Source organism: Pseudomonas ficuserectae, assembly GCF_024584585.1.
GTDB lineage: Bacteria > Pseudomonadota > Gammaproteobacteria > Pseudomonadales > Pseudomonadaceae > Aquipseudomonas > Aquipseudomonas amygdali.
The window spans coordinates 3,845,170-3,869,658 of record NZ_CP085684.1; the positions used below are offsets into that span (position 1 = coordinate 3,845,170).

General features: G+C 59.4%; 20 protein-coding genes and 1 pseudogene. 10 read left to right on the forward strand and 11 right to left on the reverse strand.

From position 1 onward, the window contains the following. Window positions 1–7: 7 nt before the first annotated feature. The 3 genes from LJU29_RS16845 (at window position 8) to ssuE (ending at window position 3,417) form a co-directional block, all read left to right on the forward strand. Window positions 8–1,417 (forward strand): undecaprenyl-phosphate glucose phosphotransferase, encoded by a 1,410-nt coding sequence (locus tag LJU29_RS16845; RefSeq protein ID WP_057453475.1) that lies wholly within the window; start codon window positions 8–10, stop codon window positions 1,415–1,417. Window positions 1,418–1,498: 81 nt separating this feature from the next. Then, on the forward strand, window positions 1,499–2,587 hold the full coding sequence (locus LJU29_RS16850) for a polysaccharide biosynthesis/export family protein (protein ID WP_057453476.1): 1,089 nt from the start codon (window positions 1,499–1,501) through the stop codon (window positions 2,585–2,587). A gap of 248 nt (window positions 2,588–2,835) precedes the next feature. Next, the gene (ssuE, locus tag LJU29_RS16855; RefSeq protein ID WP_005744418.1) at window positions 2,836–3,417 is read left to right on the forward strand and encodes an NADPH-dependent FMN reductase; all 582 of its coding nucleotides are present in this window, start codon (window positions 2,836–2,838) and stop codon (window positions 3,415–3,417) included. 7 nt (window positions 3,418–3,424) lie between these two features. On the opposite strand, the gene LJU29_RS16860 is transcribed toward ssuE, so the two are convergent. From LJU29_RS16860 to LJU29_RS16870, 3 genes are all read right to left on the reverse strand, one after another. Further along, window positions 3,425–4,033, reverse strand: coding sequence for a LysE family translocator (locus tag LJU29_RS16860; protein WP_004661013.1), 609 nt, complete (start codon window positions 4,031–4,033; stop codon window positions 3,425–3,427). Window positions 4,034–4,156: 123 nt separating this feature from the next. Then, window positions 4,157–4,438, reverse strand: coding sequence for a hypothetical protein (locus LJU29_RS16865; RefSeq protein ID WP_002554048.1), 282 nt, complete (start codon window positions 4,436–4,438; stop codon window positions 4,157–4,159). A gap of 89 nt (window positions 4,439–4,527) precedes the next feature. Continuing rightward, entirely contained in the window at window positions 4,528–5,418 is an 891-nt protein-coding gene (locus LJU29_RS16870; protein WP_054996883.1) for a LysR family transcriptional regulator, read from the reverse strand. A gap of 129 nt (window positions 5,419–5,547) precedes the next feature. On the opposite strand from LJU29_RS16870, the gene LJU29_RS16875 reads away from it, so the two are divergent. From LJU29_RS16875 to LJU29_RS16885, 3 genes are all read left to right on the forward strand, one after another. Beyond that, window positions 5,548–6,249 (forward strand): CoA transferase subunit A, encoded by a 702-nt coding sequence (locus LJU29_RS16875; RefSeq protein ID WP_011168985.1) that lies wholly within the window; start codon window positions 5,548–5,550, stop codon window positions 6,247–6,249. A 41-nt stretch (window positions 6,250–6,290) separates the two neighbouring features. Continuing rightward, complete coding sequence (locus LJU29_RS16880) at window positions 6,291–6,947, forward strand: CoA transferase subunit B (protein WP_005754402.1); 657 nt, start codon at window positions 6,291–6,293, stop codon at window positions 6,945–6,947. Window positions 6,948–7,229: 282 nt separating this feature from the next. Continuing rightward, window positions 7,230–8,654: a short-chain fatty acid transporter gene (locus LJU29_RS16885; RefSeq protein ID WP_257110965.1), complete on the forward strand. Its 1,425-nt coding sequence runs from the start codon at window positions 7,230–7,232 to the stop codon at window positions 8,652–8,654. A gap of 3 nt (window positions 8,655–8,657) precedes the next feature. Here LJU29_RS16885 and LJU29_RS16890 read toward each other — a convergent pair whose 3' ends face one another. The 3 genes from LJU29_RS16890 to LJU29_RS16900 all read right to left on the reverse strand — a co-directional run bounded on the left by LJU29_RS16890 (window position 8,658) and on the right by LJU29_RS16900 (window position 10,758). Next, window positions 8,658–8,984 (reverse strand): antibiotic biosynthesis monooxygenase family protein, encoded by a 327-nt coding sequence (locus LJU29_RS16890; RefSeq protein ID WP_005734325.1) that lies wholly within the window; start codon window positions 8,982–8,984, stop codon window positions 8,658–8,660. After that, entirely contained in the window at window positions 8,981–9,715 is a 735-nt protein-coding gene (locus tag LJU29_RS16895) for a CTP synthase C-terminal region-related (seleno)protein (protein WP_257110966.1), read from the reverse strand. The genes LJU29_RS16890 and LJU29_RS16895 overlap by 4 nt, the downstream gene beginning before the upstream one ends. A 110-nt stretch (window positions 9,716–9,825) precedes the next feature. Further along, window positions 9,826–10,758, reverse strand: a complete 933-nt coding sequence (locus LJU29_RS16900; RefSeq protein ID WP_005754406.1) for a 2-hydroxyacid dehydrogenase — start codon at window positions 10,756–10,758, stop codon at window positions 9,826–9,828. Window positions 10,759–11,016: 258 nt separating this feature from the next. Here LJU29_RS16900 and LJU29_RS16905 point away from each other — a divergent pair, with 258 nt between their 5' ends. After that, a complete protein-coding gene (locus LJU29_RS16905) occupies window positions 11,017–12,174 on the forward strand; it encodes a glycerophosphodiester phosphodiesterase (protein WP_005754407.1) in 1,158 nt (385 codons plus the stop codon). Between the two features lie 44 nt (window positions 12,175–12,218). On the opposite strand, the pseudogene LJU29_RS16910 reads toward LJU29_RS16905, so the two are convergent. Beyond that, window positions 12,219–14,395 (reverse strand): annotated as a pseudogene (locus LJU29_RS16910) (TonB-dependent receptor). A gap of 248 nt (window positions 14,396–14,643) precedes the next feature. On the opposite strand from LJU29_RS16910, the gene pssA reads away from it, so the two are divergent. Beyond that, window positions 14,644–15,987, forward strand: coding sequence for a CDP-diacylglycerol--serine O-phosphatidyltransferase (gene pssA, locus LJU29_RS16915; RefSeq protein WP_122322046.1), 1,344 nt, complete (start codon window positions 14,644–14,646; stop codon window positions 15,985–15,987). A 62-nt stretch (window positions 15,988–16,049) separates the two neighbouring features. Here pssA and ligD read toward each other — a convergent pair whose 3' ends face one another. Continuing rightward, entirely contained in the window at window positions 16,050–18,650 is a 2,601-nt protein-coding gene (ligD, locus tag LJU29_RS16920; RefSeq protein WP_257110967.1) for a DNA ligase D, read from the reverse strand. 20 nt (window positions 18,651–18,670) lie between these two features. Next, window positions 18,671–19,576, reverse strand: a complete 906-nt coding sequence (gene ku / locus LJU29_RS16925) for a non-homologous end joining protein Ku (RefSeq protein WP_005744432.1) — start codon at window positions 19,574–19,576, stop codon at window positions 18,671–18,673. A 389-nt stretch (window positions 19,577–19,965) separates the two neighbouring features. Here ku and ssuD point away from each other — a divergent pair, with 389 nt between their 5' ends. Together ssuD and LJU29_RS16935 are read left to right on the forward strand one after the other, a co-directional pair. Next, window positions 19,966–21,105 carry an FMNH2-dependent alkanesulfonate monooxygenase gene (gene ssuD / locus LJU29_RS16930; RefSeq protein WP_002554062.1) on the forward strand — a complete coding sequence of 380 codons (1,140 nt, stop codon included), beginning with the start codon at window positions 19,966–19,968 and terminating at the stop codon, window positions 21,103–21,105. Then, on the forward strand, window positions 21,105–22,211 hold the full coding sequence (locus LJU29_RS16935) for a sigma-54 interaction domain-containing protein (protein ID WP_005744433.1): 1,107 nt from the start codon (window positions 21,105–21,107) through the stop codon (window positions 22,209–22,211). Before ssuD ends, LJU29_RS16935 begins: the two co-directional genes overlap by 1 nt. A gap of 152 nt (window positions 22,212–22,363) precedes the next feature. On the opposite strand, the gene LJU29_RS16940 is transcribed toward LJU29_RS16935, so the two are convergent. Together LJU29_RS16940 and LJU29_RS16945 are read right to left on the reverse strand one after the other, a co-directional pair. Next, complete coding sequence (locus LJU29_RS16940; RefSeq protein ID WP_054994793.1) at window positions 22,364–23,767, reverse strand: FAD/NAD(P)-binding protein; 1,404 nt, start codon at window positions 23,765–23,767, stop codon at window positions 22,364–22,366. A gap of 41 nt (window positions 23,768–23,808) precedes the next feature. After that, the gene (locus tag LJU29_RS16945) at window positions 23,809–24,378 is read right to left on the reverse strand and encodes a helix-turn-helix domain-containing protein (RefSeq protein WP_004665725.1); all 570 of its coding nucleotides are present in this window, start codon (window positions 24,376–24,378) and stop codon (window positions 23,809–23,811) included. Window positions 24,379–24,489: the final 111 nt, after the last annotated feature.

The window sequence follows — 24,489 nt, forward strand, 5'->3', positions numbered from 1 at the left end:
CCCTCCAATGCGCACTTCCGTCCGCGGCATTCTGCATGCCCATCAGTCAGCGCTGTCGCTCGCCCATCGTCTGCTGGACCTGATCATCATCGTATTGATCGGTTACTGGCAAACCGGGCTGCAGGTCACCGACAGCACCGAGGCCTGGTCGCACATTATCCTCGCGGTACTGGTATTTCATTGGGTCAGCGAATATCACCAGCTATATGGTTCATGGCGTGGCGAGCGCATCCTGCGCGAACTGACCAAGGTCTTCAGTTACTGGGCGATGACCTTCATTACCCTGCTGTCACTGAACAGCCTGCTGCTCAACCAGACGCAATTGCCCGATAACGGCCAGATGAGCTGGTTCGCCCTGACGCTTGCGGTGCTGTGCGGCTATCGACTGCTGATCCGCCTGGCCCTGCACACTCTGCGTCGGCACGGCTTCAATACGCGCCGGGTGGCAATTGTCGGGACCGGTCAGGTCGGCGAGCGACTGGCCCGCTCCATCTCCCTCGCGCCGTGGATGGGACTGAACCTGCTGGGGTTTTACGACTCGCACCCGCAGCAGATGAATCTGCAGGCTGAAAAACGTCGTCTGCCAGTGCTGGGTGATCTGGACCAGTTGATAGAGGATGCCCGTGCAGGCCGTTTAGACAAGGTGTACATCACCCTCGCGTTCAGCGCCGAGCCGCAATTGCGCGAGCTGATTACCGGTTTGAGCGACACCACCGCCTCGGTGTACCTGATTCCCGACGTGTTCATGTTCGACCTGCTGCATGCCCGCAGTGAAAGCATCAATGGCCTGGCCAGTATCAGCATTTTCGATTCGCCCATGGACGGTGCCTGGAGCCTGGTAAAGCGCGCCGAAGACATCGTCCTGTCCAGTCTGATTCTGCTGCTGATCGCCCTGCCACTGCTGGCCATCGCGGCGGCCATCAAGCTCACCTCTGCGGGCCCGGTGCTGTTTCGCCAGCGCCGCTATGGGCTGGACGGCCGTTCCATCATGGTCTGGAAATTTCGCAGCATGAGCGTCCAGGAAAACGCCAATGTGGTGCTTCAGGCAACGCGCAATGACGCGCGGGTAACGCCGCTGGGGGCATTTTTGCGGCGCACTTCGCTGGATGAACTGCCGCAGTTTTTCAATGTGCTGCACGGCGATATGTCCATCGTCGGCCCGCGCCCTCACGCCATCGCCCATAACGAGCAGTACCGCAAGCAGGTCAGCGGCTACATGTTGCGCCACAAGGTCAAACCCGGCATCACCGGCTGGGCGCAGATCAATGGCTGGCGCGGTGAAACCGACACACTCGACAAGATGCGCATGCGCGTGGAATTCGACCTGGAATACATCGAGCACTGGTCGATCTGGCTCGACCTCAAAATCATTCTGCTTACGCTGTTCAAAGGCTTCGTCAACAAGAACGCCTTCTGACGCTTCCCCTGAGTGAACGAACGCGCCGAAATTCGTCGGTACGCCGAAAGAAAGGAGCAATGCCATGAAAGGAAAAACGCAATGAATCCAAGGTTAGTTGCTTTACTGCTCACCAGCCTGGCGCTGCATGGCTGCGCATTCGCCCCGGGGCAGCACATGACGCCGGACGACGTTAGCACTGGCAAACCGGACGAGCCCCGGGCGCAACTGGTCGAGGTCACACCGAAAAGCCTTCAGCAACAGCAACAACGCGCCACCGCAGATGCCAAGGCACTGCCGCAGGCGCTGCTTGACTACAAGACTCCGGAATACGTGATCGGCGCTGGCGATACCTTGCTGGTCACCGTGTTCGAACACCCGGAACTGACCGCGCCAGGCTCGCAAGACCAGCTGGATGCCAACACCCGGGAAGTACTGAACGATGGCACGCTCTACTTCCCCTACGTCGGACGCATCCGCGCGAGCGGCAGAACGGTGAACGAGGTGCGCGAGCAATTGCGCATGGGGCTGGCGCCGCAATACACCGAGGTCAAGGTCGACATCAAAGTGCTGCGCTACAACAGTCAGCGAATACTCCTGTCCGGCTCCTTCAAAGTGCCCGGCCCGCAACCTATTACCAATATTCCGTTGAGCCTGGTGCAGGCCGTAAGTGTCGCGGGCGTTGACCTGACCGATGCCAATCTGGCCGGTCTGACCCTGCGCCGCGATGGCCGCGATTACCTGATCGACATCGATTCGCTGAACCGCAGAGACTCGCAACTGAGCAGAATCTTCCTGAAGGATGGCGATTACCTGCACCTGAACAGCAATTCGCGAAACAAGATCTACGTGCTGGGCGAAGTACGTAACCCGCAAGTGATCTCCTTCGGCACCACCCGCCTGACATTGCTGGAGGCACTGGGCAACTCCGGCGGCCTCAGCCCGGACAGCGCAGATGGCGATGCGGTGTATGTGATACGCGGTGCGGAAAACTTTGCCGAAGCGACGTCTACCGTTTACCACCTCAATGCCAGGAAGCCCACCGCCTACCTGCTGGCGGGGCAGTTCGAGCTCAAGGCGCAGGACGTGGTATTTGTCGGCACGGCCGATATCACCCGCTGGAGCCGATTCATCAGCCAGTTGCTCGGTTCGGCCAGTGTGGTGCAGACCGGCGCAGCGTTCCGCCACTGACGCTGACGAAGCTTTGAAAATCTTCCTGCAAGCAGTTTTGCGGGATTTTTTTGGCCCGCCGAACAACGCAAAACTGTTGCCTGAGCAACAGTGGTTCAACAGTTGGCTGGCTTTTCGTCAGCATGGCAACGCCGCACCATCGGTATGAAAAGCGCGCAAACCCAATGTCTGCGAGCCATCGCCGGACCTTGCGAAGGCTGGCACACAAGCTGCTTTACAGACACACGCTTATCGCAAGGAAATCCCATATGCTCGTTGTTTCACTTTCCGGCAGCCCTTCGCCCAAATCCCGTTCCGGCGTAGTGCTGGCTCATGCCAGCCGCTGGTTACAAAGCCGCGGGGTTGAAGTCACCACGCTGCGCATACGCGACTTCAATGCCGAGGACCTGCTTTTTGCCCGCTTCGACAGCCCACAAGTGCTGGAATTTATCGAAGCGGTCAGGCAAGCCGATGGCCTGCTGATTGGTACGCCGGTCTACAAGGCGTCATTTTCAGGCGCACTTAAAACCCTGCTCGACTTACTGCCCGAGCGCGCACTGCATGGCAAAGTGGTCTTGCCGCTGGCCACCGGCGGCAGTATCGCGCACATGTTGGCCGTGGATTACGCGCTCAAACCGGTACTGTCGGCGCTCAAATCGCAGGAAGTGCTACACGGCATCTTCGCCATCGATACCCAGATCAGCTACGACGACAACGAAGAAGGCGGCACCCTGGACGAAATCCTCACCGAGCGCCTGCATGAGGGGCTGGAGCACTTCCATCACGGCCTGCAACGTCGTTTGCAAGCACGTCACAAGCAGGCCGGCGGGCATTTGCAACTGGCTTTATAGCTCGGCATCAATGCTCGACAAACAGCGGATACAACGAGGCCACCAACAGCACGGCCATCACGCCGTTGAAGATGCGCAACCCCAGCGGGTCACGCAGAACATTGCGCAACAAACTGCCAAAGCCTGCCCAGATGCCGACACTGGGCAGGTTGATCAGCGCAAACACCGCCGAGATCACCACCACATTGTAGAAATAGCCCTGCATCGGCGTGTAGGTGCTAATGGCACCAATCGCCATGATCCAGGCCTTGGGATTGACCCATTGAAACAGCGCTGCACTCATGAAACTCAGCGGCTTGCCCTGACTGTCGACGTTATCGGAGGCAGGACCTGACGTGGCGATTTTCCACGCCAGATACAACAGATAAGCGGCGCCGACATAGCGCAGGATGGTGTAGAGAAGCGGCCATGCCTTGAACACACTGCCCAGCCCGAAACCGACGGCCAGCACCAGGACAAAAAAACCGATGCTGATACCCAGCATGTGCGGCAACGTACGGCTGAAACCGAAATTGACGCCCGAGGCCAGCAGCATCATGTTGTTCGGCCCAGGGGTAATAGAGGTGACGAACGCGAAGAGTGTGAAGGCAAGAAGCAAATCGAAAGAGAGCACCATACAGCCTGTCCAGATCAGTGAGTCAGGCATTTACCCTATAGAAGGCGCTGCAAGAAACACACGGACAGTTGACCGGTAATTATTACCGTACAGTTTGATAAAAAACTCTTTTAAAGCGGACTGTTAACCTTGTGGCTGCTGGCCAGTCACATTCAGGTCAACGCTTGCTTCGCCTTTATCATCGAATTCGCGCGCCTGCTGTGCCTGCGGATCAGCCATCAATTGCGCCTTGCGTGCCTGGTATTCATCAAACGACAGGCCGCGCCGGTTAAGGTCTTCAAGCGCCAGTTGATGGCTTTCTTCGGCGCTGAAGGGACGCTGCTCGACAGCATGGTGGGTGGAGCAGCCGGAGAGCAATGCAACGGTGAATGTGAGGACAAGCGCAAGGGCAAGTATACGGTTCATCTGGTGCCTCCGGGGCAGGCTTCATTTCAGGAATGACGCAAGGTTACGCCCGCCCCCGACGCAGCAAAAATCATCCGCCGTGATAGTCGCTATCGACTATTGCGAGCATCCTCGATCAATACCTCGCGCAACGCCTGAGCCGCAGCGGAAAGCTTGTGATCGGCCAGCATCATCAGGCCGATACGACGCTCGATACGCGGCCCTACCAGCGCGATGCAGCAAGCACCCAGTTCCTGCATCTGCCCGATGCACAGCGACGGCACCGCGCTGACACCCAAGCCATTGGCAACCATGCGCCCGATGGTGGACAGCTGATGGCTTTCAAACGCCACCGCCAGTTTGCCGTGCATCGGCTCGATGGCCTGCTCCAGTAGCAAACGCACAGCCGAAGGCCTTTGCAGGGCAATGAAGTCTTCGCCCAACAGCTCGGCCCAGGACACTTCGCCAAGCCCGGCCAGCGGCGAATCCTTCGAGACCACAGCCACGAAGCGATCCATATAAAACGGAGTGAACGACAACGCGTTGTTCGACTCGGGCTCAAAGCCGATGCCCAGCTCGACACGGCGGTGACGCACCATCTCCAGCACCTGTTCATTGATCACGTCATGCACCGCGACATTGACCCGTGGGTAGCGCCCGCGAAACACCTTCAGCGCTGCCGGTAATCGATTGCCGGCAAACGACGGCATGGCGGCGACCGAAACCCGGCCCGTCTGCAAGGTAAACCGCTGTCGCAGCAGCTCTTCGGTGTTGTCCCAGTCAGCCAGCAACTGGCGCGCCAGCGGCAACAGGGTCTCGCCCTCGGGTGTCAGGCCGACGTTGCGAGTGGTGCGTGTCAGCAATTGCCCGCCAAGGTCCTCCTCCAGGCTTTTGATGGTCAGGCTCAACGCCGGTTGCGAGATGTTCAGTCGTTCCCCGGCCTGGGCGAAGCTCAGGTACTGCGCCACCGCTAGAAAAGCCCGAAGCTGCTTGATGTTCATATATTTGTTTTTCTTATCAATTGATCAGAAAAACAAAATTAACAAATCAGTCGCTGCGAGAGAAGATGCAAGTCACCCGATCCTCCGACAGTGCGACTGTCGGTCAACAACTATAAAAGGCGGATCATCATGGCTGGACTCGATAAACGAGTAATGACCTACGAAGAAGCCCTTGCCGGGCTGACCGACGACATGACGGTACTCTGCGGCGGCTTCGGTCTGTGCGGCATTCCGGAAAACCTCATCGCGCAGATCAAGCGTATGGGCATCAAGGGCCTCACCGTCGTCTCCAACAACTGTGGCGTTGACGGCTTCGGCCTAGGCATCCTGCTTGAGGACCGGCAGATCCGGAAAATGATTTCGTCCTACGTGGGCGAGAACGCCTTGTTCGAAAAGCAGTTGCTCAGCGGCGAGCTGGAAGTTGAACTCACCCCGCAAGGCACCCTGGCAGAAAAACTGCGCGCAGGCGGCGCGGGCATCCCTGCGTTCTACACCGCGACCGGCTATGGCACGCCAGTGGCTGAAGGCAAGGAAACCCGGCAGTTCAATGGCCGCAATGTGATCCTGGAAGAGGCCATCACCGGCGACTTCGCCTTGGTCAAGGGCTGGAAAGCCGACCACTTCGGCAACGTGATCTATCGTCACACCGCGCAGAACTTCAACCCGGTAGTAGCCACTGCTGGACGAATCACGGTGGTTGAGGTCGAGGAAATCGTCGAGCCAGGTGTGCTTTTGCCGACGCAGATCCACACGCCTGGCATTTACGTCGACCGTGTGATTCAGGGCACGTTCGAAAAGCGCATTGAACAGCGCACCGTCAGAAAATCCTGACAGAGCAGCTCGGCCATACAACAACAAAGAGATTTCAGACCATGGCACTTTCTCGCGAACAAATGGCTCAACGCGTCGCCCGTGAACTCAAGGACGGTTATTACGTAAACCTGGGCATTGGCATTCCGACCCTGGTGGCCAACTATGTACCGGACGACATCGACGTCATGTTGCAGTCGGAAAACGGTCTGCTGGGCATGGGCGCATTTCCGACCGAAGACACCATAGACGCTGACATGATCAATGCCGGCAAACAGACGGTTACGGCGCGTATCGGCGCGTCGATTTTCTCGTCGGCCGAATCCTTCGCCATGATCCGCGGCGGTCATGTAGACCTGACTGTGCTCGGCGCTTTCGAGGTGGATGTCGAGGGCAATATCGCGTCGTGGATGATCCCCGGCAAGCTGGTCAAAGGCATGGGCGGAGCGATGGACCTGGTGGCAGGTGCCGACAACATCATCGTGACCATGACCCATGCCTCGAAGGATGGCGAATCCAAACTGCTGCCCCGCTGCAGCCTGCCACTGACCGGCGCGGCCTGCATCCGCAAGGTTCTGACTGACCTGGCGTATCTGGAAATCGACAACGGTGCCTTCATCCTCCGCGAACGTGCGCCGGGGGTCAGCGTGGAAGAAATCGTGGCAAAAACCGCGGGCAGGCTGATTGTGCCGGATAATGTGATCGAGATGAGTTTCTGAACGCGGGCATCTTCGAGCAGGATGGATACATCTCTGTGGAAGATTCTATGATTTCGTTTTGCTGCCGGTTCCCGGCAGTTCGCGGACAAGTCCCGTCCCACAGATTCCGGACAGTTGTGGGAGTGAGCTTGCTCACGAAGACGTTGGTTCAAACACTCGATATCCAGGGACTGTACTGGCCTCTTCGCTCCCACAGGATTTGTCGTTCTGGACGCTCTGCGTCCGCAATAGTCGGCTGTTCAAGTAACTCCCCGATAATAATTACAAAAAGAGGTGCCCCTAATGGCCGCCAACGCCAACATAGAAGAAAGCCGCTCTGCCCGATTCGCCTTGCGCTGCGCCGCATGGGCTGAACGCTGGTTTCCCGATTCATGGGTATTTGCCGCGCTGGCGGTGATCATCGTCACACTGGCAACACTGGCCATTGGCGCACGTCCGGCCGAGGCTGCCAAAGCGTTCGGTGACGGGTTCTGGAGCCTGATTCCGTTCACCATGCAAATGGCCTTCGTGGTCATCGGCGGTTACGTCGTGGCCAGTTCGCCGCCCGCAGTGCGCCTGATCGACCGCTTGGCCCTGGTGCCGCGTAACGGTCGTTCGGCAGTGGCATGGGTGGCGCTGATTTCCATGCTGGCTTCGCTGCTTAACTGGGGGCTGTCACTGGTGTTCGGCGGCCTGCTGGTGCGCGCCCTCGCCCGCCATACCGACCTGCGCATGGATTATCGCGCAGCCGGTGCTGCCGCGTATCTGGGGCTGGGCGCAGTCTGGGCGCTGGGGCTGTCGTCTTCGGCGGCACAGTTGCAGGCCAACCCGGCCAGTCTGCCGCCTTCGATCTTGGCGATAACCGGCGTGATCCCTTTCACTGAAACCATCTTTCTCTGGCAATCCGGGGTCATGCTCGCCGCGCTGGTAGTCATATCGTTGATCGTGGCCTATGCCACCGCCCCTGGCTCGAACAGCGCCCGGGACGCCAAAGCCTGCGGTGTCGACCCGGCATTCAGCCTGCCGCCACTGGCACCTCGCACACGGCCCGGCGAATGGCTGGAATACAGCCCGCTTTTGATCATCCTGATGGTGCTGCTGGGGGTCGGCTGGCTGTTCAGCGAGTTTTCGAGCAAACCGGCGATCACCGCAATTTCCGGACTCAACACCTACAATTTTCTGTTCATCATGCTCGGTGCGTTGCTGCACTGGCGACCACGCAGCTTTCTCGATGCCGTAGCGCGGGCCGTGCCCACCACCACCGGCGTGTTGATTCAATTCCCGCTTTACGGCTCGATCGCTGCGTTACTGACCACAGTCAAAGGCGCTGATGCGCAGACCCTGGCGCACTACATCTCGACATTCTTTACCAGCATTGCCTCCCACGACACCTACGCGATTCTGATGGGCGTCTATTCGGCCATTCTGGGCTTCTTCATTCCGTCGGGCGGCGGCAAGTGGATCATTGAAGCGCCTTACGTGATGCAAGTCGCCAACGACCTGCAGTATCACCTCGGTTGGGCGGTGCAGATCTACAATGCAGTCGAAGCGCTGCCCAACCTGATCAATCCGTTCTACATGCTGCCGCTGCTGGGCGTACTTGGCCTCAAGGCGCGTGACCTGATCGGTTTCTCGTTCGTGCAGTTGCTGGTCCACACGCCGCTGGTGCTGTTTCTGCTCTGGGCATTGGGCACTACGCTGGTCTATACGCCACCGGTAATGCCCTGATCGTCAGCCGTTGAACGAGTAATCACGCTCGACCTTGCAGATTCGCGTGGTGAACGCCTGATACCAGCGCGCGCGTCCCTGTTCGCGGACCTGGGCGTGATCGGCCTGCTGTTTCCAGGCCAGAATCGCGGTTTCGTCGCTCCAGTAGGACACGGTGATGCCCAGTCCGTGTTCGTCGCGAGCCGATTCCACGCCCAGAAAGCCGGGCTGCTGCCTGGCCAGTTCTACCATCCGCTGCGCCGCGTCTGCGTACGCCTGACCCTCTTCAGACGTACGCAGTGAGGTGAACACCACCGCAAAGTAGGGTGTGGGAAAGCGCGCTGCCATCATGATCGATTCCTCTGCGCGGCCTGGCTGCACGCGCGGACGAACGCAGCAACCACAGGAGATACCTTGCCCTGCAACGCAGCCCGCTCCGGCTGGAACAGTGTGGCGACGAAGAACGGGTGGCCCTGCAATTCGATACTGCGCACTTCGCCTTCAGGGCCGCGGCCGCTGACTTTCAATGCATCGCCGAACAGCGCTGGCTCAAGCTCACGACGCAGACCGTAGCGGCAGTGATAACGTTCCTCGATATTCAGCGTGCCGTAGGCTTGGGCAATCAAAGTCTCGGGTTGCAGGTGAATCGCCGCCACGGATTCAACCAGCGAGCAGCTCAATGGTTCGATGATGACGTTTGCCGCCTGCGGCGCAGTTTCGCCGTGCTCGGCATCTGCCCAGCCCAGTTGATTGCGGGCGTACTCCACCAGTGCGTGCTGAAAGCCGCCGCACGTCCCCAGAAACGGTACGAGACGCTCGCGTGCGAAACGGATGGCCGTCAACGCGCCCTGCATGTCCAGGTACGGGCTGGCCGGTACACACCACAGACCATCGAATTCGCCAGGCCGTGCGCCGCTGCCGATCTGTGGCGTCGGTAGCCATTCAAAACTGACCGGCACGTGAACGGTCTCAGCCGCCATCGCCAACGCCAGCGGAATGGCCTGATGGGCTGGCACATCGGCGTTGAAATCGCCCACCAGCCCGATCTGCAAAGTGTTGCGTACGTTATTGATTGTGCCCATGCCCTGCCCCCTGTTCGATTTTCGTATAACCCGGGCGGACTATAAACAGGCAGCAAAACCAGCAGAATGGGCATTGCAGCAATGCCTGGCGTGCAGCGCTGCACGTTTCTTCAGCCAGTTACCGGCGTCAGCACCGGCTGCCCGGAAAAGAACGCCAGCAGGTTATCGTTGACCATTTGCACACTGTCTCTGGAAGCCTCGGGCGACAGGCCTGCGACATGGGGCGTAAGCACAACATTGCCCAGCGTTTTGAGTACGTCCGGCACAGCGGGCTCATCGTCGAACACATCCAGCGCAGCCCCGGCAATCTGCTCGTTCTGAAGTGCACTGACCAGCGCATGGGTATCCACCACACTGGCACGCGCAATGTTGACCAGAAAGCCGTCAGGGCCCAGCGCTTCAAGCACACCGGCATCGATCAGGTGCTGCGTGCCACTGCCACCGGGTGTGGCAATGATCAGGAAATCCGACGCCGCAGCCAGCGCCTGTGCGGTGGCGTGCCAGGTGTAATCGCAGTCGGTGCGCGGTTTGCGATTGTGATAGCCGATGGCGATGTCGAACGCGGCTGCACGCCTGGCAATCGCCAGCCCAACCGCTCCCAGTCCGACGATTCCCAGGCGCTTGCCTGCCAGCGACGGTCGAACCACCTTGCGCCACTCGCTAAGGCGTACCGACGCATCGGCCTGCGGGATGTCGCGCACCAGCGACAGCAACAGCGCCAGCGTATGGTCAGCCACTGTGGCGGCGTTGACGCCTGCACCATTGGTCACGGTGATGCCGCGTGCCTGCGCGGCGGGCAAATCAACCTTCTCGTAGCCGGCACCGCTCACGCAAATGATGCGCAGGTTCGGCAGTGCATCCATTTCCTCGGCGAAAAAACCCAGTGGCCCACGCGTCATCACGGCGCTGATGCTCTTCCCGTGTGCAGCAATTGCCTCGGCGCGCAGTTCGGCCGTCGGCGCACGAATCAACTGATAACCGCTGCTTTCCAGAATCGGCAAATACATGTCCAGATTTTCCACCAGCACCAATACCGTTGTCATGCGCACTCCCGTTCGGTCAGCAAAACGCTGACAGTAACGCGACTTCGTGCGCTTGTGCAGAGCCAATGGCGCTCGTTGGAAAAAAACCTTTCGCGATAACGCCAGGTGTTCATGAAGTGGACGCATTTGCCGGACAGACTGCGTTACAAGCAACCTCGCCAACGCGATAGTGCGCTATCGTTGCGTGCAACGCTGTGACCAGTAACGGTATTGGCTGGTGCAGTCGAACACCTTCCAACCATAAGGAACCAACCGCCCATGCAAGGATTTTCCGTCACTCTGTCGACCACAACCCTGTTGAAAAAGACCTTCCTGGCCGCAGCGGTCATGTCGGGCCTGATGCTGTCATCCGGTATGGCAGCGGCGGCGGATGCACCGGGCAAGGTGCTGAGCGAAAAATACGGTCTGCCCTGGCCAGCCGTGATCGCCCATCGCGGAGCTTCGTTCGACGCTCCGGAGGAGACCATTCCGGCCTATACCCTGGCACGCGACTTGGGCGCGGACTATCTGGAGATGGACATCCAGCGCACTAAAGATGGCGTGCTGATAGCGCTGCACGATGACGTACTGGAACGCTCGACCAATATTGCCGAAGTGTTCCCGACACGGGTCAAGGACCCGGTCAGCACCTTCACCCTGGCGGAGCTCAAGCAACTGGACGCCGGCTCATGGTTCAACAAGGCTTACCCCGACCGGGCGCGCGCAAGCTACAGCGGGTTGCAGATCCTGACGCTGGATGAGGTCATCGACATCGCCGAAGGCGGCGCGAACAAGCCTGGGCTGTATATCGAGACCAAGGTGCCGAACAAGTTTCCCGGTGTCGAAGCCGATCTTAAAAAGGTGCTGACCAAACGTGGCTGGCTGGCTCAGCGACCTGCTGCTGCGGCCGGTCATGTGAACGTCGCGCACATGCCGGGGCGAGTGGTATTGCAGACGTTCGAGAAGCAGAGCCTGGAACTCCTGCAAAAAGAAATGCCGAAAGTGCCCAAGGTCATGCTGCTGTGGATTGGCGAAGGCTCGATAGAGCCTAAATCCAGCGTCGCGTTCAAAGACTCGGGGGCCAAGGACAAGGCCAGCTACTACGCAGCGCAGGAAGTCAAATCGCCGGAGGAATTCCAGAAGTGGATTGACTGGGCCAAGGCTCATGGTGCGATCGGCACCGGCCCTTCTTCGCAACTGGCCAAGGGTGGCGATCAGAGCTACATGGACCTGGTCAAACCCTGGATGAACAACCTGACCCACGAGAAAGGCATGGTGATCCACCCTTACACGGTGGACGACGCAGAGGACTTCAAGCGGATCAGCAATGATGGAGTTGACGGTTTCTTCACCAACCGCACTGCCGAACTGTTGAAGTTCTACGGGCGGCCAGCGAAAGAGAGCATCGAGACGATTCTGAAGCGTAACGGCTACTGATCGACTGGCTGGCCGCATCCTGCGATGCGGCCAGCGCCGATTGATCAGAAATCGATGGTGCCGGACAGCTTCAAGGTGCGTGGCTCGCCTTGAGTCAGATAGCCACCATTGGCCGATGCCCAATAATCCTTGTTCATCAGGTTTTCGACGTTGGCACGCAGCGTGACGTCCTTTTGCGCTACGTTGAAGGTATAGCGCGCGCCAAGATCGAAACGGTTCCAGGTCGGAATGCTCAGATTGTTGGCAGCGTCGACATATTGCCCGCCGGTGCGCAGCATGCGCGCGTTGATGGCTGCGCCTGCGATGCCTGGCACATCCCAGTCGGCACCCGCGTTGAACTGGAAGGTCGGCACACCAATGGCTCTGTTGCCATCGTTGCTGCCACCCGACGTGCCGCTCACCTCGGTGTCCATCAGAGTAAGACCGGCCAGCAGACGCAGGCCGCTGACAGGCTCTCCGAACACGTTCATTTCCACGCCACGGTTGCGCTGCTCGCCATCACGGACGTAGCGCGTTCCGCTGCCATCCTGAATCTGGTAGCCATCAGTCGGTTGTTCGATGCGGTATACACCCAGGCTTGCACCGAAGGTGCCCATGTCCAGCTTCACGCCCGCTTCAATCTGTTTGGAACGCGCCGGCGCGAACACCTCGCCAGGGTTGATTGTCACGGTGCTCGGCGCCGTCGGCCCCTGCGCAAGGCCTTCAATGCGGTTTGCATAGAACGACACATAGCGCCAAGGCTTGAACACCAGCCCGTAGACCGGCGTGGTGATTGCCTCGTCATACAGTGCGTTGCGCGGGCCGCTGCCATAGTCGTAGCCCTGGACGCGCAGTTGCTGGCGACGCAGGCCTGCGGTCAGCAGCAAGCGATCATCGAAAAAGCCCAGCGTGTCGGAGAACGCTACGCTGCGCATACGACTCTTGCCGATGATACCGGGATCACTGAGATCGCCACCCGAGAAGCTGTCCAGCGCAGGACGTGTTGTTTCCACTGGGCTGTACAGGTTGCTGCCAGCCGGACTGCCGAACAGGTAGGCACTGCGCTGCTCGGTCCAGATGCCGGACAGACCGAAGTTGACCTTGTGACTGACCGCGCCGGTCTGCAGCTTGCCGTTGATGCCGGCCATGGCTGTCTTGTTGTCTTCGTCATGCGGAATGGAAGACGGTGACGCCGTGATGTTGCCTGCGGCGTCATTGATAGTCGGCGAGCCATAGATACCGTTTTCACGGGTGTGCTTGGCACCGGCTGCAGCGTACAGCGTCCAGTCATCGTTGAGGTCGTATTCGGCCCGGCTCATGCCGAAGGTGTCTTCGGTTTCGGTCCAGGTCCAGTTCGGCGCGTAATTGGTGTCGGCATCCGGTGCATGCGGCACACGGGTCAGGCCACTGCCAACGAACACCATGTTGCGATTCTGATTGATGCGCTGCTTCTGGTAGGCAAAATCGCCGGAAAGACGGAAGTTGTCACCCTGATAATCAAGCCCCAGCGCGAACAGCTTGCTGCGATGCTCTTCGTCTTCAACGCCGGTCTCGCCTTCGCGCTGAGACAGGTTGAGGCGTGCGCCGAATCGATTGCCTTCGCCAAAGCGCTGGCCGAGGTCCAGGTGCTCGCCGACCCGACCGTCGCTGCTGATGTCGGTGGTAAAACGCCGTGTCGGCGTGTCCTGAGCGCGCTTGGGTTGCAGGTTTACGCCGCGGAGCCGGTCGGTGTTACGCCGTTGATGAAGGCATTGGGGCCTTTGAAAACCTCAACCCGTTCCAGCGCATCGGTGGAGATGATCTGGCGTGGCAGCACGCCGTAAATGCCGTTGTAGGAAATATCATCGGTGGTCAGTTTGAGGCCACGAATGACGAAGATCTTCGAGGCGTTGGCATAGCCGCTTGACTGGCGAACCGATGCATCATTGAGCAGCACATCGCCGATGTCTTCAGCCTGCTGGTCCTCGATCAATTGTTCGGTGTAGCTGGTCATGGTGAACGGCACGTCCATGACGTCGGCATTGCCCAGAACACCCAACTGCCCGCCGCGAGCCACTTGCCCTCCTGCGTACACGGGCGGTAGCGCGTGCGGGTCGGCCTTGTCGGCACTGATATCGGTCTCTCCGAGAACCATCGGGCCTTCCTGCTGACTGGCGGCAGCAGTAGCGGCCCAGGCCGGAGAACCAATGGAACAGCAAAATGCGAGCAACGTGAGGCGCATCGGGATCGATGGGGTGTGCATGAAAAGGTCCTGCTGACGAGATGAGCGAGATCGGAAGAAACCTTCCTGGAGATGACCGACTCAGTGGATGCGAAATGCTACCATATGTTACTGGGAATGCTTATCATTAATTTATGTGTGGGGCGTCACATAACCAACGCTCATCGCTACGTCTCACACAGCAATGCTTTGAAACAGGTAGGGGACAGCCACCTGAGTGCGACTCTCGTGTAAGCTCGTACGCTATTGGTTTTCCCATCGAGAGGCCTATGCAATCCACTTTCCGACGCTCGACACTGGCAGCACTTCGTGGTTTTGCCTTGCCAAGCGGTGCAATCTCCATTGTTCCTTCTGCCGCCGACTATCGGCGCTGTCTGCTGGAAAGGATCGCTTCGGCCACCCGGCGCATCTATATCATCGCGTTGTATCTGCAACAGGATGAAGCTGGTCAGGAGATCCTCGACGCACTGTACGCGGCCAAGGCTGCACGGCCTGAGCTGGATGTCGTGGTGCTGGTTGACTGGTTCCGCGCGCAGCGGGGCCTGATCGGTGCCGGGCGGCAACCGGGCAACTCGACCTGGTATCAGGCGCAGAACCTTGAATACGATGAAGAAGTGCCGATCTACGGCGTGCCGGTGCAAACCCGTGAGCTATTCGGCGTGCTGCACCTCAAGGGCAGCGTGATCGACGATTGTGTGATCTACAGTGGCGCAAGCATCAATAACGTCTACCTGCACAAGCTCGACAAATACCGTCTGGACCGTTACCACCTGATCGAAAGTGCGCCACTGGCCGACGCCTTCCAGAACCTGGTGCAGCGCGAAATACTCCCTTCACCGGCGGTGCACCGCCTCGACCTGCAATCGCCACCTGGCTCGCGCAGCATTCGCAGCGAGATTCGCGCTTTTCGTGCGGATCTGAAACGCGCTGCGTACGACACTTCAGCAGGCGAAAAGGAAAACGGCGAGCTGCGGGTGATTCCGCTGCTGGGCGTCGGGCCGCGTAACAATCTGAATCGTGTCATCTGCGACCTGATCGCCTCGAGCAAGATCCAGCTGACCATCTGCACGCCGTATTTCAACCTGCCGGTGGCGGTCACCCGCGAAATCAATCGGGCGCTCAAGCGCGGTGTGCAGGTCGATATCATCATTGGTGACAAAACCGCCAACGACTTCTTCATCGACCCGGACGAGCCGTTTAAGGTGATCTCGGCCCTGCCCTATCTGTATGAAATCAGCCTGCGACGCTTTGCCCACAAGCATCAGAAGGCAATCGCGCAGAACCGCCTCAACGTGCACCTGTGGAAACACGGCGATAATACGTTCCACCTCAAAGGCATCTGGGTCGATCAGCGCTATACGCTGCTGACAGGCAACAACCTGAACCCTCGCGCCTTCAATCTTGATCTGGAAAACGCCTTGCTGATCGATGATCCGCAGGGCCAGTGGAGCGAAACGCGCGAGGCGGAAATCGCCCATTTGATGCGCAACACCCAACGCGTCAACCAGTATGACGAACTCGACACACTGGCCAATTATCCCGAAGGGGTACGCAAATTCCTCAAGCGCGTCAGCCGTGTGCGGGTCGAGCGATTGTTGTACCGGATACTCTGACCCTCAAGCCTGAGGCCGACATGCCTGGCATGTCGGCCATACAACCAAAGAAACAGGGTGTGTCAGGGCCGTTTCGCCCCCAACTGCTTCCACATCTTCTGCGTGATTTTGCGGCGGTTGCTGTAGCCTGCCCACGGGTCGGCCTTGAGTTTCTTTAAACGCTGCTCAAGGTTGGTGATGTCCCACTGCGCCGAGGATTTCAGGCCTGCCAGTTCATCCAGAGCAATCGGCACCGAGACCGGCAAACCTGGCCGGGCGCGCACCGAATACGCAGTCACGGTGCTGCCGCCACGGCTGTTGCGCAGGTAATCAATGAAAATTTTCCCTACCCGGTTTTTCGGCCCCATGGTCGCGGTGAAGCGTTCGGGCAATTGACGGCTGACGAATTCGGCGATAGCCTTGGCGAAGGCTTTAACCGTGTCCCAGTCAGCCTGCCGCGCCAATGGCACGATGATGTGCATGCCCTTGCCGCCGCTGGTCTTGAGAAAAGCTTCCAGCCCAAGTTCCTCCAACACGGCGAGCACAATTTGCGTGGCTTCGATCATGCTGCGCCAGGGCAGCGCCGGGTCGGGATCGAGGTCCAGTACAAAATGATCCGGCGTTTCGATCCTGTCACGCGTAGCGCCCCAGGTGTGCAACTCGATGGCCCCCATTTGCGCGGCACCGACCAGCGCCTGCAATGAATCGATCTCCATCAGCGCGGCATGCCCGGGGTCCAGAGCACGATCCAGCTGTTTGATGTGTGGAATCGCAAGATGCTCGGCGTGCTTCTGGAAGAACTGCTCGCCGTCGATGCCTTCCGGGCAACGCAACAATGCCACAGGACGCTTGTTCAGATACGGCAGAATCCATTCGGCAATAGACGCGTAGAACTGCGCAAGTTCGACCTTGCTGGTGCCGGTCTTGCTGTCGATCACCCGATCCGGATGGCTGATGCCCGTGCCCGCCACGTCCACTTTGCCTTTGCCGGCAGCGGTTTTCTTGCCTGAACGCGGCGCTGCCGATGTCGATTGCGTCCGGGTCTGGCTGGCAACCCTGGCGGGCTGAGCGTCTTCGCGCACCACCTCACTGGCAGGCTTGTCACTGCGCAACCCAACAAATGCGGCTTGTCGCACAATGCCTTCGCGGGTCCACTGGGCGAATTCCGCCTCACAGACCAGCTGCGGCTCTACCCACTGCACGCCGCAGGCCTGAGCCGAGGTCAGTTTTTTCGCCAGGGGCGAATCCTTGCGCTGCAGCGGTTTGAGTTGTTGATAAAGCTGTTCAAGCGTCACCTCACTGAAGCCGGTGCCCACCCGCCCGGCATAGACCAGCCCGTTATCGCCTTCATTGACCGCCAGCAACAAGGCCCCGAATGCGGAGCGGCTGCCTTGTGGGGCGGTGTAGCCGACGATCACCAGTTCCTGACGCAACCGGCATTTGAGTTTGATCCAGTCGGCATTGCGCTTGCCGATATAAACACTGCCGGCCCGCTTGCCGATGACCCCTTCCAGGCCCATTGCCGCAGCGCTTTTCACGATATCCTGATGCCCGGCCTGAAACGCATCCGAATAACGCAGCAGGCGACTGCGCTGGGCGTCGAGCACTTGTTTCAAGGCGTCGCGGCGCTGTTCAAGGGGTACTTCACGCAGATCCTCCGCACTCAGGAACGGCATATCGAATAGGTAATACAGGATGTTTTTGCTGTTCCCTGCGTCAAAGGCATTCTGCAACCCCTGAAAGTCGGGCAACCCTTGCTCGTCGAGAACCACTACTTCGCCGTCGAACCAACTGTTTTGCAATTTCAGGCCCTTGAGCGCCTTGACCAGCTCGGGCAGCCGTTCGGTCCAGTCGTGGCCGTTACGGGTGAACAGGCTCACTTCGTCGCCCTGAATGCGGGTCAGAATGCGATAGCCATCGAACTTGATCTCATACAGCCAGTCACCCGCTGGCGGTGCATCTACCAGCGTGGCCAATTGCGGAGAAAGGGTTTCCGGGAAAACCGTTTTCGACTTCTTTTGCGCGGGCTTGCGCGCAGGCTTCGCTGCACCGGCTTTGGCTTTTTCGTTCGCGGCGCTGGCTTTTGACTTCGCTGGCGCTGCACGCCCTGCCCCTACGTGCGCGCCGCTGATCACGCTCTGCGGTTGCTCCAGAGTGATGTCATATTCGGCAGCAGGCCGTGCAATGGCGTCCTTTTCTTTGATCAGCAGCCATTGCTCCTTGCTACCACTGCCAGTGAGCCGCGTGCGCACCAGCGCCCAGTCGCCGCTGAGCTTCTCGCCGACCAGGGTAAATTTGAGTTTGCCTTCCTCATAGGTTTTTTGCGGATCACCGTGCGGCTGCCAGACGCCACGGTCCCAGACAATCACATCACCGCCGCCATACTGCCCTTTCGGGATGCTGCCCTCAAAATCGGCATAGTCCAGCGGATGGTCTTCAACATGCACCGCCAGACGTTTTTGCTTCGGGTCCAGACTCGGTCCTTTGGGTACCGCCCAGCTCTTGAGCGTGCCCTCCAGCTCCAGTCGAAAGTCATAGTGCAGGTTGCGTGCGTCATGCTTCTGAATCACGAAACCCAGCGCCTTGGCCTTGGACGAAGACTTGCCTTTGCGCGTGCTTTCGGCAGGCTCGGAGGTGATGGCGAAATTGCGCTTGCGCGTGTATTCACTGGCGGGCTTGGCCATGTCCGGTGTCTCCGTCTGGCTCAAGAGGCTTTGCTGGTTTTCTTGCGGGCTGCGGGCCGCTTGGGCTTGGCCGCGGCCTTGTCAGCAGGTTTTTCTTTTGCTGCGGGCTTGCTCGCTTTGCCTTTACTGGCGCCCCCCTTGCCCGCCAGACTGCGTCGCAGCAAGTCGGTGAGGTCAATGACATCGGCACTTTTGCGCTCTTCCTCGGCCGGATCCGTCTCGACATCCTCGATCTCGCCTTCGTCTGCCTTGGTTTTGACCAGGTGCATGATCTTTTCCTGAAAAGTGTCGCGGTACTGCTCAGGCTGCCAGTCGGCGCTCATGTCCTTGACCAGACGCTTGGCCATGTCGCGTTCACTTTTGTTCAACTGTACGTCCGTCACTGCGTCGCTCAGTTCCAGTGTGTCCAGCTCACGCACGTCGGCAGGCCAGCGCAGGATCACCATGACCAGCGCCGACTCCAGCGGCATCACCGCCGCCAGGTGTTCGCGGGTATGCAGCACGACATTGGCCAGCGCCACCTTTTTGGTGTCGACAAGGGTTTCGCGCAGCAGCGCGTAGACTTTTTCGCCGCGTTTATCCGGGGTCAGAAAATAAGGCGTGTCGATGTTTTGCAAAGGAATCTGCTGGCTGTCGACAAAGGCGAATATGTCGATGGTCTGCGTCGATTTGGGGTGCGCGGAGCGAATTTCCTCTTCGCTGAGTACGACATAACGATCCTTTTCGTACTCCACGCCCTTGACGATATTTTCGCTGGTGACCTCCTTGCCGGTGACCTTGTTGATTCGCTTGTAGCCAACCGGGTCCATGCTGCGCTTGTCGAGCCAGTCAAAGTCGACACTGGTCGACGTTGTCGCCGACACCAATGCGACCGGTATATGCACCAGCCCGAAGCTGATTGCGCCCTTCCAGATTGCCCTTGCCATGGTCTGACTCCTGTTGATCCTGAAAAAGTGACTGGACCGGTCGAACAAAAGTTTCGACAGCCTGACGAGTGCCGGAAAATCCGCGCAGGCGCAGCCCGTTTTTCATCTTGGCAATCTGACTGTCAACGTTTTGGCTTTTGGTGCGAACTGTATTAACGGGATGCTTACAGCCGTCAAAGCCTTGTAGTAGAGGGGTTCGCGCAAAGAGAAGCAGGATTTTTCAAGTCACATATGCGTTTAAGATCTAAAAATATGGTTTAACGTTCTTTTGCGGAATAAATCAGACGTTCTATAAATGGCCCCACCCCGAACGCTGTTGGCGAACTGTCTGCGAATCAACAGTTGGTCCCGTCAGCTTTCACTCAGCTGATCACTCCCAAGGATTTGTCATGAACGTTTTCTGGTTTCTTCCGACTCACGGCGACGGCCATTATCTGGGCACGACAAAGGGCGCACGTCCCGTCACCCTCAATTACCTGAAACAGGTGGCGCAGGCCGCCGATGACCTGGGCTATTACGGGGTATTGATTCCGACCGGTCGCTCTTGCGAAGACTCGTGGGTCATCGCCTCGGCACTGGTGCCATTGACCGAGCGTCTGAAGTACCTGGTGGCGATCCGTCCGGGAATCATCTCCCCTACCGTCTCGGCACGCATGGCGGCCACGCTGGATCGTTTATCCGGCGGCCGACTGCTGATCAACGTGGTGACTGGTGGCGACCCGGACGAGAACCGCGGCGACGGCAGCTTCCTCGATCACAGCGAACGCTATGAAGTCACCGACGAATTCCTGAAGATCTGGCGTCGCGTATTACAGGGCGAAGCAGTCGACTTCGAAGGCAAGCACCTGCGCGTGCAGAATGCCAAAGCGCTGTATCCACCGATTCAAAAGCCCTATCCGCCGCTGTACTTTGGTGGCTCTTCCGATGCCGCGCATGACCTTGCGGCCGATCAGGTGGACGTTTACCTGACCTGGGGCGAACCTCCGGCAGCTGTGGCCCAAAAGCTGGCCGATGTGCGTGAACGGGCAGCCCGCAAAGGTCGTACCGTAAAGTTCGGCATTCGCTTGCACGTCATCGTGCGCGAAACCAGTGAAGAAGCCTGGAAAGCCGCCAGCACATTGATCGAACACATCAGCGACGAAACCATCGCTGCGGCCCAGAAATCTTTCTCGCGCTTTGATTCCGAAGGTCAACGCCGTATGGCTGCGCTGCATGACGGACGCCGCGACAACCTGGAAATCGCGCCTAACCTGTGGGCGGGCGTGGGTCTGGTTCGTGGCGGTGCTGGCACGGCACTGGTCGGCAACCCTCAGGAAGTCGCGGCACGCATCAAGGAATACGCAGACCTGGGCATCGAGAGCTTCATTTTCTCGGGCTACCCGCACCTGGAAGAAGCGTACCGCTTTGCCGAACTGGTCTTCCCGCTGCTGCCTGAGCCGTACGCCAGCCTCGCCGGGCGCGGCATCACCAATTTGACGGGCCCGTTCGGCGAAATGATCGCCAACGATCTGCCCCCGCAGGCCAAGTGATGTCAGGGCAACTGCTGACCTTACCGCACTCGCCTGCGCTGGCGACCTCGATCAGAGCCACTGCGCAGGTGTTCGAGGACCCCAAATCCAAGGATTTGCTCGCTCACGTACGCCAGGTGGCGCCCAGCGATGCCAGCGTACTGATCATTGGTGAAACCGGCACTGGCAAGGAACTGGTGGCACGGCACGTCCACGAACTGAGTGCCCGTCGCGACAAACCGTTCGTGGCGGTCAACTGCGGCGCGTTCTCCGAGAACCTGATCGAGGCCGAGTTGTTCGGCCACGAGAAAGGCGCCTTCACCGGCGCGATCAGCGCGAAGGCCGGCTGGTTCGAAGAGGCCAATGGCGGCACGCTGTTTCTCGATGAAATCGGCGACCTGCCCATGACTCTCCAGGTCAAGCTGCTGCGCGTACTTCAAGAACGTGAAGTGGTCCGCCTAGGCTCGCGCAAGAGCGTGCCGATTGACGTGCGGGTGCTCGCAGCCACCAACGTACAACTGGAAAAAGCCATCAATGCCGGGCATTTTCGCGAGGACCTTTACTACCGGCTGGACGTGGTCAATCTGGAATTGAGCCCGCTGCGCGACCGGCCCGGCGATATCCTGCCGCTGGCCCGGCATTTCATAGAGGTCTACAGCCAGCGTCTGCGCCATGGCCCGGTGCGCATTAGCGCCGAAGCCGAGCACAAGCTCAAGACCTACAGCTGGCCGGGCAATATTCGCGAGCTGGAAAACGTTATTCATCACACCTTGCTGGTCTGCCGCGAAGGAGTCATTCAGCGTGACGACCTGCGCCTGTCGAACCTGAGGATCGAGCGTCAGGACGAGCAGAATCCGGCTGACGAGTCAGCCGAACAGTTGCTCAATCGGGCGTTCCAAAAGCTGTTTGAAGAACAGGCAGGTGCCTTGCACGAGAAGGTCGAAGACACGTTGCTCAGGACCGCGTATCGCTACTGCCATCACAACCAGGTACACACCGCCAGCCTGCTGGGCCTGACCCGCAACGTGACGCGCACTCGTCTGATCAAGATCGGTGAGCTGGCGGTCAACAAACGCAGGCCGGGTGAAAATATACAGGGCGACCGGATGCTGCATTTGTCGGTGTGAAGATCCAGACCGATGACGCGGAGCGTCATGAACGGCATTCCCACGCTGGAGCGTGAGGAACGAGCGCTGTCCGCAAGAACGCTATCGTGCCCATGCTACGCGTGCGTATGTCTTTCTGGACGCTCTGCGTCCTCTCCTGATCACGCGGCGCTTCACGACAAACGCATCGCCAGCGCCTTGGCCTGAATCGCCACGTCGGTCACTGCGGTGCTTTCCCACCACATGCCGCGCAGTGGCGGGCCCATGGCGAACAGGCGTGACGAGCAGTGACCTTGCGCGTCGAGCACCGCGCCACCGGCGTCGGCAGCAATGCCCAGCGCAAGCGGTCCGGGCTGAATCAAACCTCGCAGCAGCAACTGCCGAGGCAACGGGCGATCCACGCGTCGCCAGTCGTACTCGATGCCGGTGGAGTTGATCAAGGCATCGCCAACGATCTGCGTCGGTTCGCTATCACCGCGCCGACGCACGCTGATCTGCACCTGGCCTGACGGCAGGCTCGCAACAGTTTGCAATGAAGCGGCGTCAATGCTCAGCCGACCTTGCCTGATCAGCCGCGCCAGCAGTGCGGCGCTGGGCGGCGGCGAGCGATGGTGATGACTCTCCCACCATGGTCGTACATGACGGACAAACTGACGGCGCTGCCTGTCACTGGCCTGATTCCATAGCCTGCCGATGTTGGCGCGCACAGTGTCCAGCGGGGCCTGCCAGTCAATGCCGCTTTCGATGGCCAGCTCGCACTGCTCGCGCACCTTGCGTACCAGTTGGCGAGTGCTGCGGATACTCGGGTCCTGCGCCAGAAAATCAGACCATTCCGGGGGCTGGCGTCGCACATGGGGCAGCAGGCCATGCCGGGAATAGATCTGAATCGGCCCGCGGTGCCCGGCCTTTTCCAGCGAGACCAGCGCATCGACCATGGTCAGCCCCGAGCCAATGATCAACACCCTGGACTGTGCATCGAGCTGTTGCATTGCCTGTACATTCCAAGGGTCCAGCGCTGCCGCGTTCAGTGCGTTCGACTCACGCTGCGGTGTGCGTGAAGCGGCGTACATACCGGTCGCCAGCACGGCCCGACTGCCACGCAATAGACGACCGTCGGCCAGCGTCACGCTCACGCCGTGTTCATCGATCTGTACATCAACCGCTTCGCCGGGCACATGCGTTGCCGTCGAGCCAAACACCTCGCCAGCGCCACGGGCTTCACGCAACCGCTGCTGGACATAAAGCCCGAACACACCGCGCGGCGGGAACAGCTCGGCGACCGGGACCTTCTGCCCGGCCGCTTCAGGCCAGCCGCCCTCGGCCAGATAGGCCGTCAGCCAGCGCGTGAGGTCGTCCGGGGCATCGGGGTCGACGCTCATGCGCGCCGCATTGCCATTGAGCGTATGGCCCGGCTCTGTTGCGCTGTAGGCCTCGCCCCGGCCAAGCTCGCTGCGGGTTTCGATGATCAGGATCCGGCGCTGGCCAGGCCTGCGTAGCAACTGCGCCGCCAGCATGGTGCCGCTCAGACCGCCGCCGATGATCAGAATGTCAGCTGTCTGGTTAGGGTCTTCGCTCATCGAACAGCGCCTCGGTCAGTTGCGATAATAGAACAGGAAGGTCAGAGCACGACGTTGCGCACAAAGCGCAAGGGCACGTCAGCCTCATTGCAATAGCGGTGCGGCTGATTGCTGGGGAACATGAAAAACTCGCCTGGACCTATCTGTTGCACGGCCGCAGGATCGGAGAGGCGCAGAGTCAGATACCCTTCTACGATATACACCTGCTCACTCCAGCCGTCCGGATCGGCTTCCGAGACATAGGCATCGCCGGGCTCCAGGCAGAACTCCCACAGCTCGACTTCCCGGCGGGCAATCGCTCGGGCCAGCAGCACGGCCTTGCTGCCAGAAATCGTACCCGCCCAGGCCAGTTCGTTGATACGGCTGTAATCGCGATTTTCGGGGGCCTGGATCAGATCGCTGAACGCCACCTCCAATGCTTCTGCTACCCGGTCCAGCGTCGCCAGACTGACGTTTTTCTCTCCCGCCTCGATAGCGACCAGCATGCGGCGGCTGACCCCGGACTTTTCTGCCAGGGCGGTCTGGCTGAGGTCAGCGCAGTTGCGCAAGCGCCGTACGTTCTGGCTGACGTGCTGCAACACGGCTGGGCGCGGGGAATTTTCTTTGTGCATGGTGGTGCTCACATCAAACCGTTGCGCATTATACTGCCCAATTCGAGACCATTTTCAGGGTGCTCAGCCTCTCATCAGGCGCATCGTCATTTATAGCCGTTCACAGGAATC

Excerpts from the sequence above, each read along its gene's own strand:
- LJU29_RS16845 (WP_057453475.1), top strand. The coding sequence starts at position 8 with ATGCGCACTTCCGTCCGCGGCATTCTGCATGCCCATCAGTCAGCGCTG.
- LJU29_RS16850 (WP_057453476.1), top strand. The coding sequence starts at position 1,499 with ATGAATCCAAGGTTAGTTGCTTTACTGCTCACCAGCCTGGCGCTGCAT.
- ssuE (WP_005744418.1), top strand. The coding sequence starts at position 2,836 with ATGCTCGTTGTTTCACTTTCCGGCAGCCCTTCGCCCAAATCCCGTTCC.
- LJU29_RS16860 (WP_004661013.1), bottom strand. The coding sequence starts at position 4,033 with ATGGTGCTCTCTTTCGATTTGCTTCTTGCCTTCACACTCTTCGCGTTC.
- LJU29_RS16865 (WP_002554048.1), bottom strand. The coding sequence starts at position 4,438 with ATGAACCGTATACTTGCCCTTGCGCTTGTCCTCACATTCACCGTTGCA.
- LJU29_RS16870 (WP_054996883.1), bottom strand. The coding sequence starts at position 5,418 with ATGAACATCAAGCAGCTTCGGGCTTTTCTAGCGGTGGCGCAGTACCTG.
- LJU29_RS16875 (WP_011168985.1), top strand. The coding sequence starts at position 5,548 with ATGGCTGGACTCGATAAACGAGTAATGACCTACGAAGAAGCCCTTGCC.
- LJU29_RS16880 (WP_005754402.1), top strand. The coding sequence starts at position 6,291 with ATGGCACTTTCTCGCGAACAAATGGCTCAACGCGTCGCCCGTGAACTC.
- LJU29_RS16885 (WP_257110965.1), top strand. The coding sequence starts at position 7,230 with ATGGCCGCCAACGCCAACATAGAAGAAAGCCGCTCTGCCCGATTCGCC.
- LJU29_RS16890 (WP_005734325.1), bottom strand. The coding sequence starts at position 8,984 with ATGATGGCAGCGCGCTTTCCCACACCCTACTTTGCGGTGGTGTTCACC.
- LJU29_RS16895 (WP_257110966.1), bottom strand. The coding sequence starts at position 9,715 with ATGGGCACAATCAATAACGTACGCAACACTTTGCAGATCGGGCTGGTG.
- LJU29_RS16900 (WP_005754406.1), bottom strand. The coding sequence starts at position 10,758 with ATGACAACGGTATTGGTGCTGGTGGAAAATCTGGACATGTATTTGCCG.
- LJU29_RS16905 (WP_005754407.1), top strand. The coding sequence starts at position 11,017 with ATGCAAGGATTTTCCGTCACTCTGTCGACCACAACCCTGTTGAAAAAG.
- pssA (WP_122322046.1), top strand. The coding sequence starts at position 14,644 with ATGCAATCCACTTTCCGACGCTCGACACTGGCAGCACTTCGTGGTTTT.
- ligD (WP_257110967.1), bottom strand. The coding sequence starts at position 18,650 with ATGGCCAAGCCCGCCAGTGAATACACGCGCAAGCGCAATTTCGCCATC.
- ku (WP_005744432.1), bottom strand. The coding sequence starts at position 19,576 with ATGGCAAGGGCAATCTGGAAGGGCGCAATCAGCTTCGGGCTGGTGCAT.
- ssuD (WP_002554062.1), top strand. The coding sequence starts at position 19,966 with ATGAACGTTTTCTGGTTTCTTCCGACTCACGGCGACGGCCATTATCTG.
- LJU29_RS16935 (WP_005744433.1), top strand. The coding sequence starts at position 21,105 with ATGTCAGGGCAACTGCTGACCTTACCGCACTCGCCTGCGCTGGCGACC.
- LJU29_RS16940 (WP_054994793.1), bottom strand. The coding sequence starts at position 23,767 with ATGAGCGAAGACCCTAACCAGACAGCTGACATTCTGATCATCGGCGGC.
- LJU29_RS16945 (WP_004665725.1), bottom strand. The coding sequence starts at position 24,378 with ATGCACAAAGAAAATTCCCCGCGCCCAGCCGTGTTGCAGCACGTCAGC.